The organism is Mesorhizobium sp. M7A.F.Ca.CA.002.15.2.1 (assembly GCF_003998715.1).
In the GTDB taxonomy this organism is placed as follows: domain Bacteria; phylum Pseudomonadota; class Alphaproteobacteria; order Rhizobiales; family Rhizobiaceae; genus Mesorhizobium; species Mesorhizobium ciceri.
Genome location: NZ_RZPI01000176.1, coordinates 1 through 8,760, shown reverse-complemented (window position 1 = coordinate 8,760; position 8,760 = coordinate 1). Strand labels below are relative to the sequence as shown.

Annotated in this window: 8 protein-coding genes; 1 reads left to right on the top strand and 7 read right to left on the bottom strand. The window is 64.7% G+C overall.

Annotation, left to right across the window (positions count from 1 at the left end; all coding sequences use genetic code 11):
* Positions 1–720 precede the first annotated feature (720 nt).
* The 7 genes from ENZ74_RS12620 to ENZ74_RS12590 form a co-directional block, all read right to left on the bottom strand.
* Positions 721–1,074, bottom strand: a complete 354-nt coding sequence (locus ENZ74_RS12620; protein WP_024503728.1) for a cupin domain-containing protein — start codon at positions 1,072–1,074, stop codon at positions 721–723.
* Positions 1,075–1,406: 332 nt separating this feature from the next.
* Positions 1,407–2,300 (bottom strand): sugar phosphate isomerase/epimerase, encoded by an 894-nt coding sequence (locus tag ENZ74_RS12615; RefSeq protein ID WP_063169118.1) that lies wholly within the window; start codon positions 2,298–2,300, stop codon positions 1,407–1,409.
* A gap of 63 nt (positions 2,301–2,363) precedes the next feature.
* Complete coding sequence (locus tag ENZ74_RS12610) at positions 2,364–3,302, bottom strand: ABC transporter substrate-binding protein (protein ID WP_013529341.1); 939 nt, start codon at positions 3,300–3,302, stop codon at positions 2,364–2,366.
* Between the two features lie 76 nt (positions 3,303–3,378).
* Positions 3,379–4,377, bottom strand: a complete 999-nt coding sequence (locus ENZ74_RS12605) for a COG4158 family protein (RefSeq protein ID WP_027162931.1) — start codon at positions 4,375–4,377, stop codon at positions 3,379–3,381.
* Positions 4,374–5,918 carry a sugar ABC transporter ATP-binding protein gene (locus tag ENZ74_RS12600; protein ID WP_024503725.1) on the bottom strand — a complete coding sequence of 515 codons (1,545 nt, stop codon included), beginning with the start codon at positions 5,916–5,918 and terminating at the stop codon, positions 4,374–4,376. The genes ENZ74_RS12605 and ENZ74_RS12600 overlap by 4 nt, the downstream gene beginning before the upstream one ends.
* Entirely contained in the window at positions 5,915–7,294 is a 1,380-nt protein-coding gene (locus ENZ74_RS12595; protein ID WP_063169119.1) for an FGGY-family carbohydrate kinase, read from the bottom strand. The genes ENZ74_RS12600 and ENZ74_RS12595 overlap by 4 nt, the downstream gene beginning before the upstream one ends.
* A complete protein-coding gene (locus ENZ74_RS12590; protein WP_013529337.1) occupies positions 7,291–8,067 on the bottom strand; it encodes a DeoR/GlpR family DNA-binding transcription regulator in 777 nt (258 codons plus the stop codon). The genes ENZ74_RS12595 and ENZ74_RS12590 overlap by 4 nt, the downstream gene beginning before the upstream one ends.
* Positions 8,068–8,259: 192 nt before the next feature.
* On the opposite strand from ENZ74_RS12590, the gene ENZ74_RS12585 reads away from it, so the two are divergent.
* Positions 8,260–8,760, top strand: a 501-nt coding sequence (locus ENZ74_RS12585; RefSeq protein WP_164761016.1) for a class II aldolase/adducin family protein, incomplete at its 3' end; no start/stop codon positions are given.

Genomic DNA, 8,760 nt, shown 5'->3' with positions numbered 1-8,760 from the left:
GTCGTAGTGCCGCTTGTGCTGGTCTCGCCGTCGTCCGCCGACGAACTGGAGCCGCCGGGGTCGTCGCCAGTCCCTTTGTGCGAGCCGCCCTGGTTGCCGCCGGCGTCATGACCTCCACCGCCCCCATGGTCACCAGAACCATGGCCGCCGTTGCCATGCCCTCCGCCTTGCTGACCACCGGTTGCAGCTCCTGCGCAAACTACCGCGATCGAGCAAGCTAAGACGAAATACGCACAGGTGAATCCACGCGATTGACGCACGACGACCTCCATGGATGCGTCGGTCCAACCGTCTTTCCGCGGCGTGCAGTCAGAACGGCGCGAACCGCCGCTGCCCCCGAGGCAACCTCGCGATTGCCGCGCCCCCGAAAGAACTAGGGGATCAATCCGGTCTATCAAGGATACCTGGCCGGCAAGCACCGATGAGAGGGCGCTTGGCTGGCGAGTGCCGTATCATTCATGTCGAGGCCGACCGTCTGGATGACGCCGCAGACGCCTTCATGACCCAATGACCGGAGTCCGAGGAGTGGCCTGGCCGAGGCCCCGGCGAATGCAGAGATCAGCGAATACGCTTACCGCGCCCAGGTCAGCGCACCTCCTCCGAGCCATCGGCGACACCCAGGCGATGTCGGTGGGATGGCCTCCAAAAGGCCCCCGGAGGCACGAAAAAGCTTCGCTTGAGCACTCGCCGCGATGGCGCGGCCAGACGGATCACCCCGCTTCAGCCGACCCGCACGACAAAATGCTTCGTCACCGGCTCGATGATCTTCCAGGTTCCCTTGAAATCCGCTTCCACGACGAAGGCATCGCCGGGGCCGACCTCGACCGGCGTGCCGCCGTCCGGCGTGATGATGATGCGGCCGGCGATCATGTGCACGAACTCATAGTCGGTATAGGTGGCGTGATAGGTGCCGGGTGTCGCCCGCCAGGTGCCCGACAACACCTTGCCGTCCTCGGTCGTGTGCTGGACGGCGGTTTGCATGGTCGGCCTGCCCTCGACGACGATCCAGCCAGCCAGATCGCCTGCGTCCGCGTGTTCGACGGTGCCGAATTTGAGGATTGTCTCGCGTGTCATGTGCTGAACTCCGTTTGGGGATTGCGTGGCGCTGTTTGCCTGGCCGGTCAGATAACCGATGCACCTGCCGCGAGCAATGCCGCCGCCATACGGCCGGCACCTTGGCTGACGGTGCATCAAACAAAAACCCGCCTGTGCGGCGGGTCACTGGCGCAAATCAGCACCATAGGCAAAAATGTACCATAGCTGAGGTCACCGAGTCAAGAAAAAATTCCTATCGCGAAAAAGCTGGCGGCGCAAAAGCTGCCAGCACTGGCTGCCATAAGGCCGTTTGTTGATTTGAAGTCAGAGCCCTGCCATGCGGCGCACGCCGCGCCCTCTCGACGGGCGGGTCAGGGTTTGTGGCGCGCCGAAACGAGTTCCGCCTTGCGCCTTGCCGTCTCCAGCCCGAGCCCGATGAAGGCGCGCGCGTGCTTGGCCAGCGCCATGTTGTCCGTCCACAGATTGCGCCAGATGGCGGTCTTCTTCGACAGGTGCTCATCGACGATTTCCGAAGAGAAGGATTCGAAGCTGAGATCGTCGCTGTAGCCGATCGCCGTCAGCGCATCGAAGATCGCGGCGAAATCGATATTGCCGGTGCCGAGGAAGCCGCGATGGCTTTCGCCGATATGGACATAGCCGATCTTGTCCGCGGCTTGATGGATGGCCAGCCCGACATCGGCCTCCTCGATGTTCATGTGGAACGTGTCGAGATGCAGGAAGATGTTGTCCGAGCCAGTGTCCTCGATGAAGGCCAGTCCTTGCGCGGCGGTGTTGAGCAGATTGCTTTCGAAGCGGTTGACGATCTCGAGGTTGAGCGTGACGCCGGCCGCCTTGGCTGTTTCGGCAACCTTGGCCAGCGTGCCGGCACTGCGCTGCCATTGATCGCGCGTCGGCGCCTCGACCTGCAATCCGTGGCTGGTCGAGAGAATGCCGGCGACCTTCCGGCCGCCGAGGTCACGCGTCAGCGCGATGGTATCGTTGAGGATTTCGACGCCGCGCGCGGCAATCGCCCTGTCGGCGCTCGAAATATCGCCGTCAACAGGCAATCCGATGCTGATCGCCACGCCGAGGCCAAGATCGGCGATGCGCCTGGCGAGCCCGCCGATGTCGACATCGGCGGGGTCGAGATAGGAGAATTCGATGAGATCGAAGCCGGCCTCCCTGGTGTTGGCCAGCGTGCGCTCCAGATCGGCCTGAGCCGAGCTCGCCGACCAGACGAAAGAATGGATTCCAATACGCGACATCATCGTCTCCGGTGCTGACAAGGTGCGGCCGGGTCATCCCGGCCGCACCGGTCTTGGAAGAATTTAGCGGGCTGCGGTCCAGCCCTTGTAGTCCTTCAGGTTCTCGGCCGTGATCAGCTTCGGGTCGAGCAGAACGGTCGGCTCCGCCGGCTTCTTGCCGGCCAGCAGCTCGGCCGCCATCGTCAGTGACTGGCCGGCCATCACATAGGGATCCTGCGAGGCCGAGGCCTTGATCATCGAGGTGCCGGAAGAGAGTTCCTTCTCGATATCGGGCGCGCCGTCGACGGCGGTGAAGATGAACTCCGAACGGTTGAGCTGCTTGGCAGCGAGCTGGGCGCCGATCGCCGTCGGGTCATTGATGGCAAACACCGCATCGATCTTGTCGAAGCGGGTGAGCAGCGACTGGAACACCTTCAGGCCGCCGTCGCGCGAGCCTTCGGCATTCTGGTCGTCGGAGAGGATCTTGATGTCGGGATGCTGCGAAAGCACGTTCTTGCAGCCCTTCACCCGCTCCAGGATCGACGACGATGCCGGTCCGTTGAGGATGACGTAGTCGCCCTTGCCGCCGGTGTGGTCGACCAGGTACTGGCAGGCCTCTTCGCCGGCCTTGACGTTGTTGGTCATCACGGTGACGTCGGCGCCCGGCGCCGAAACGTCGAAGGCGGCAACGACGATACCTGCGGCCTGTGCCTTCTTCACCGCCGGCGCGATCGCCTTGGCGTCGACGGCATTGAGCATGATCACGTCGACACCGGCGGCGATGAACGAATCGACCTGCGAGACCTGCTTGTTCAGGTCATAATCGGCCGATACCGAGGTCACCTCGACCTTCGGGTTGATCTTCTTGGCCGCGTCCTCGATGCCCTTGATGGTGGCGACGAAGAAGGGATTGCCGAGCAGGCCGACCGAGATACCGACCTTGTTGAGGTCCTTGGCCGAAGCAGGCGCGATGGCGAGCGACGCGAGTGCGACGCCGCAGAGCAGTTTGGCGATGGTCTTCATTGCTTTCCTCCGATTGCCCCGCGCCTCTCACGGTGCGTTACACAAACCGGTCGTTGACGCCGGCGACTAAGGTCAATCACGTTCTTGCTCCTGCCTGGAGCCTGTAGCGGTCGAGGGCGACCGCCACGATGATGACCAATCCCTTGATGATGTACTGCCAGATGTCCGAGACACCGGCCAAGATGAGCCCGTTGGAGAGCACCGCGATGATCAGGCCGCCGATCAGCGTTCCCCAGATCGAGCCGACGCCGCCGACGAAGCTGGTGCCGCCGAGAATGACCGCGGCAATGGCGTCGAGTTCGTAGGACTGGCCCAGCTGCAAGCCGTTGGCGGCGTAGAGCCGGGCCGCCGACATGGCGCCGCCGAGGCCGGCCAGCAGGCCGGAAACGCCATAGACGAAGAGCAGCACCAGCGGCACCTTGATACCGGTCAGCCGCGCCGCTTCGGCATTGCCGCCGACGGCGTAGATCCAGGTGCCGAGCACGGTGCGCTTGAGCACCAGCCAGGACAGCACCACCACCGACAGTGCGATGATGACCAGCCACGGGATGCCGAACAGCGAACCGTTGCCGATGAAATCGAACGGCAGGTCCGAATTGAACACCGTGGTGTCCTGGCCGAGCAGGCGGGCGACACCGCGCACCGCGGTCAGCGAACCCAGCGTGACGATGAAGGGCGGCAGCTTGATGTAGGCGATGAGCAGCCCGTTGATGAGGCCGAAGCCGAGGCCGACCAGAATGGCCGCCGGCACGCCGAGCAAACCCCAGTCCGGCACCAGCGATACGATCACCGCCACCATCGCCGATGCGGCGAGGATGGCGCCGACGGACAGGTCGATGCCGCCGGTGAGGATGACGAAGGTCATGCCGGCCGCCAGCACGATGTTGATCGACGACTGCTGGGTGACGATCAACAGGTTGGTCTCGGTCAGGAAGCGCGGGTTCAGGAACTGGAAGCCGGCCGCCAGCAGGATCAGCACCGGCAGCATGCCAAGGGCAGCGAAAGCCGTGCGCAACCGTCGGCTCGTGCCGGTGGCCTGGCCGCCTGCGCTGATCTCGGTCGCCTTGTCGGTCATTGCTGAGCCGCTCCCGTTGCAAGTTCCATGATTTCCTCCTGGCTTAGCGGTTCGCCTTGCGATGCCGTCACCTCGCCCGATATCTTTCCGTCGCGCATCACCAGCACGCGATCGGCGACGCCGATCACCTCGGGCAGTTCGCTGGAGATCATCAGGATGGCGATGCCCTGCTTGGCGAGATTGTCGATCAGCCGGTAGATTTCCGATTTCGCTCCGACATCGACGCCGCGGGTCGGCTCGTCGAGGATGACGACCTTCGGCTCGGTCTCGAGCAGGCGGGCGAGCAGCACCTTCTGCTGGTTGCCGCCCGACAGCGAGCCGGCATTGGCCTGCACCGAACTGGTGCGGATGGAGAGATCGGCAACGGCCTTGGAAGCACGCCTTTCGGCGGCCGCGAAGTCGCGCAAGCCGCCGGCGCGCGAATCCCGCGCCAGCACGCCCATGCTGATATTGTCGGAGATCGACATGTCGAGGAACAGGCCGAGTTCCTTGCGGTCCTCGGTCAGATAGGCGATGCCGGCATCGAGCGCCTCGCGCGGCGAGCCGATGGTTACAGGTTTGCCGTCGAGTTCCAGCGTGCCTGAAATGTGCCTGTCGGCGCCGAAGATCAGCCGCGCAAGCTCTGTGCGGCCGGAACCGACCAGACCCGCCAGCGCCAGCACCTCGCCCTTGTGCAGGTCGAACGAACAGTTTTTCAGGAGACGGCCGTCGGACATGGCGCGCACCGAGAGCGCCACCGCGCGCTTTTCATCCGGCGGCCGATGATCCTTCTTGTAGAAAGCCGACAAATCGCGGCCGACCATCATCGAGACGAGGCGCGAGGCACTGAGGTCGGCACGCTCGAGCGTGCCGACATAACCGCTGTCGCGCAGCACGCTGACGCGGTCGGCAAGCTGGTAGACCTCTTCCATGCGGTGGCTGATGTAGATGATGGCGATGCCTTGCGATTTCAGCGTCGCGATGACCTCGAACAGCCGGTCGGTCTCGCGCGAGGTCAGCGACGTGGTCGGCTCGTCCATGACGATGATGCGCGCATTGGTCGATAGCGCGCGGGCGATCTCGACCAGCTGGCGCTCGCCGAGCGACAGGCTGGAGACCATGTCGCGGGCCGAAAAGGAAACGCCGAGCCGCTTGATGATCTCGCTGGCGCGCCGGGTGCACTGGTCGCGATCGACGATGCCGAAGCGTCGCGGCTCGTTGCCGAGGAAGATGTTCTGCGCCACCGTCAGATTGGGCGCCAGCGACAGCTCCTGATAGATCACCGCGACGCCGCTGGCGCGCGCCTTGATCGGATCGCCGGTCGCAGCCGGCATGCCGTCGATCAGGATCTCGCCGCCGGCATCCGGCCGATAGGCGCCTGAAAGCACTTTCATCAATGTCGACTTGCCGGCGCCGTTCTCGCCCATCAGGGCGTGCAGCTCCCCGGCATGGACGCTGAGCGAGACATCGTGCAAGGCACGGATCGCGCCGAACGTCTTGGAGATGTGGCGCATCTCCAGCACCGGCTGGCGCGCCGTCTCAGCCTGGGCAATCGCACTCATCGCGCGCCTCCCACTGCCGCACCGGCGACGCTCTGGTCCATCGTGGCGTCACGCCAGTTGCTGCGATAGCCTGCCAACCCGGTGAAACGCGACGCGTGCACCGGCTCTGGAACTTCGGCGGCGAATTCGCGCCCGACGCTCTCGAAGGCGAGCGCCGCTGCACCCGTGGCGCTGCCCTCCAGCGTGGCGCCCTGCAGGAAAGCCTGGCCGGGACGCAACTGCGCCAGCAGTCCGGCCAACACACCGCCTGTGTTCAGCCCGCCATCGACGATCACCGTGTTGTTCGAATGGATGAGGTCGAGCGACAGATCGACCATCAGCGCGACGTAGAGCAGCGCGGTGGCCGCGCGTTCCCCGGCATCGGGCATGCGCCCCACCAGCCGGCCGGACTGACTGGGCATCGGCCCGCCTGGCGCGAAGCTCGGCAGCGCCATGATGCCGGCATCGATCACCCGCTGCACCACCGGACCGGCGATCTCGCCTTGCCAGCCGCCGCTGATGGTTGCGAATTCGCGTCCGCCCATGAAGCGAATGGTCGGCACCGGGCCGCCGCCGACATCGACATTGACCAGCATGTCGCGATCCCGGTCGAGCGTGTCGAGCGGGCAATCCGGATTGAGCACGACGACCCAGGTGCCGGTCGAAACGACGGTGACCGGGCCAAGCTCCTGCCGGCGATAGGCATAGAGCGCCGCATTCGAATCATGGACGCCGTTGTGGATGGCGATCGGTCGCGCCGCAGCGCCGAGGCGGTGCTCGCCGATAACGGTGCCGGCGCGCTCGAAGCCAGGCATCCGGTCACGCCAGCCCTGCGCGTCGACCAGCGAGGAAAAGTCCTGGCTCCGCGGCGCCCACAGATGCGAATGGCAGCCGAGATAGGACACTTCCGAGACCGCCCGCCCGCCAAGGCGCCAGCTCCAGTATTGCGGATAGCCGAGGATCGATTTCGACGTAGCGAACGCGTCGGGATCGACCTCCTGCAGCCACAGCATGTGGCGGCCGTAGTTGAAGCCGAGCGGCAGCCGCGGCGAAAAGGTCTCCGAAAAGTCCGGAATGCGGCGATCGATCCGCGCGGCAATCTCGGCCGGCGGCTCTTGCTCGTAGTCGAGGATCGGATGCGTCAGCGCCGCTTCGTCGACCAAGGCAAAGGTGCAGCCATGGCCCGACACCATGACCCCTTCCACTCCATGACCGTCGACCGTATCGGCAACGGCGCTGAGCGCCCAATGGTGGAGCGCCGCCTCGTCGAGCACGCTGAAGCCGCCTTGGCGCATCCATTTCGGCTGTGTCCGGCGCTCGTCGATGATCCGCCCGTCCTGGCCGAAGACGAACAGCTTCGAATTGGTCTTGCCGAAATCGAGGACAGCCACCTTCACTGGATGGCTCCCGAGGCTATCCGCACCATGACGCCGGCGTCCTCCAGCATGCGCGCATCGGCGTCGGAGAGACCGTCGTCGGTGACCAGCGTGCCGATGCGGGAAAGCGGCAGCGCGACATTGCGCGCGTGGATCGACAGTTTGCGGCTGTCGGCCAGCACCACGATCTGGTCGGCGCAAAGGCTGAGATCGACGATCGAGCGTACCAGCAGCGGGTGCGATTCCATCACGCCTTCCTGGCCAAGGCCTTGCGCGCCGAGAAAGAACTTGGAGGCATAGAAGGGCACGGCCTGGCTGAGCGAATGGATGATGCCGGGTTCGCGATGCAGATCACCGCCCGCAACCGTCAGGCTGCAATGGCCGTGGTCGCTGAGATAGGCCGCCAGCGGCATCGAGTTGGTGTAGAGGCGGATGTTGCGCTCGGCGAGCTTGACGCCCAGATGGAAGCAGGTCGAGCCGCCATGCACGATGACGGCGTCGCCGTCGCGCACCATGGTCGCCGCGAGAGCGGCGATCTGCCGCTTGGCCTCGACCGCAAGGTCGCGGTTCTCGTCGTAGGGCCTGGCGTAGGCAACACCGGCCTGGGAAGCGCCGTCGAGCGCCGAGATGCCGCCATAGACCTTCCGCGCTTCGCCGGCCTCGTCGATCCTGTCGATATCGCGCCTGACCGTCGCGGCTGAAACGCCAAGCCGCTCCTGCAACTCGCGCACCGAAGCGAACGGACGATCCCGCAACAGTTCGACGATCTGACGCTGACGGCCGGAGTCGCTCAATTCTTTCCTCCCGGATGCCATTTTCCATGGCAATTGGCGTAACTTACTCAACATTAGTCGGATTGCAAGCGTGTTTGATGACAGTAGATCACTATTGACGTAGATCACTCGTTTCTGCGATATCAGCGCCAATTCGATCCCGGCAACGGGATTTCGCGCAGGACACGGCCGAGCCGTTGGAGGAAAAGCGCCATGGCGACCGAAGCTGACGCGCAGGAACTGGCGGCCTTGCGGGCGCTTTCGGCCAGCATAGGGCGGAGCCCGCATCTCACCCAGGCGGCAGGCGGCAACACCTCGCTGAAAGCCGGCGACACGCTGTGGATCAAGGCCTCCGGCACCTGGCTGAAAGACGCGCTCGTCGATGACATCATGGTGCCGGTGGCGATGGCGCCGCTGCTGAAAGCCGTCGAACAGCGCGATCGCGCCGCCGACCAGCCGCAGGGTTTCACCATTGCAGCGCTCAACCCGCGCGGCCTGCGGCCATCGATCGAGACCACGGTGCACGCTTTGATGCCGCAGCGCGTCGTTCTGCATGTCCATTGCGTCGACACCATCTCGCTTGCCGTGCAGGCCGATGGCGAGGCCGAGGTCGCCAAGCGGCTCGATGGCATCGAATGGGCCTATGTGCCCTATTTCCGGCCCGGCCTGCCGCTTGCACGCGGCATTGCCGAAAAACTGCGGCCTGGTGTCGAC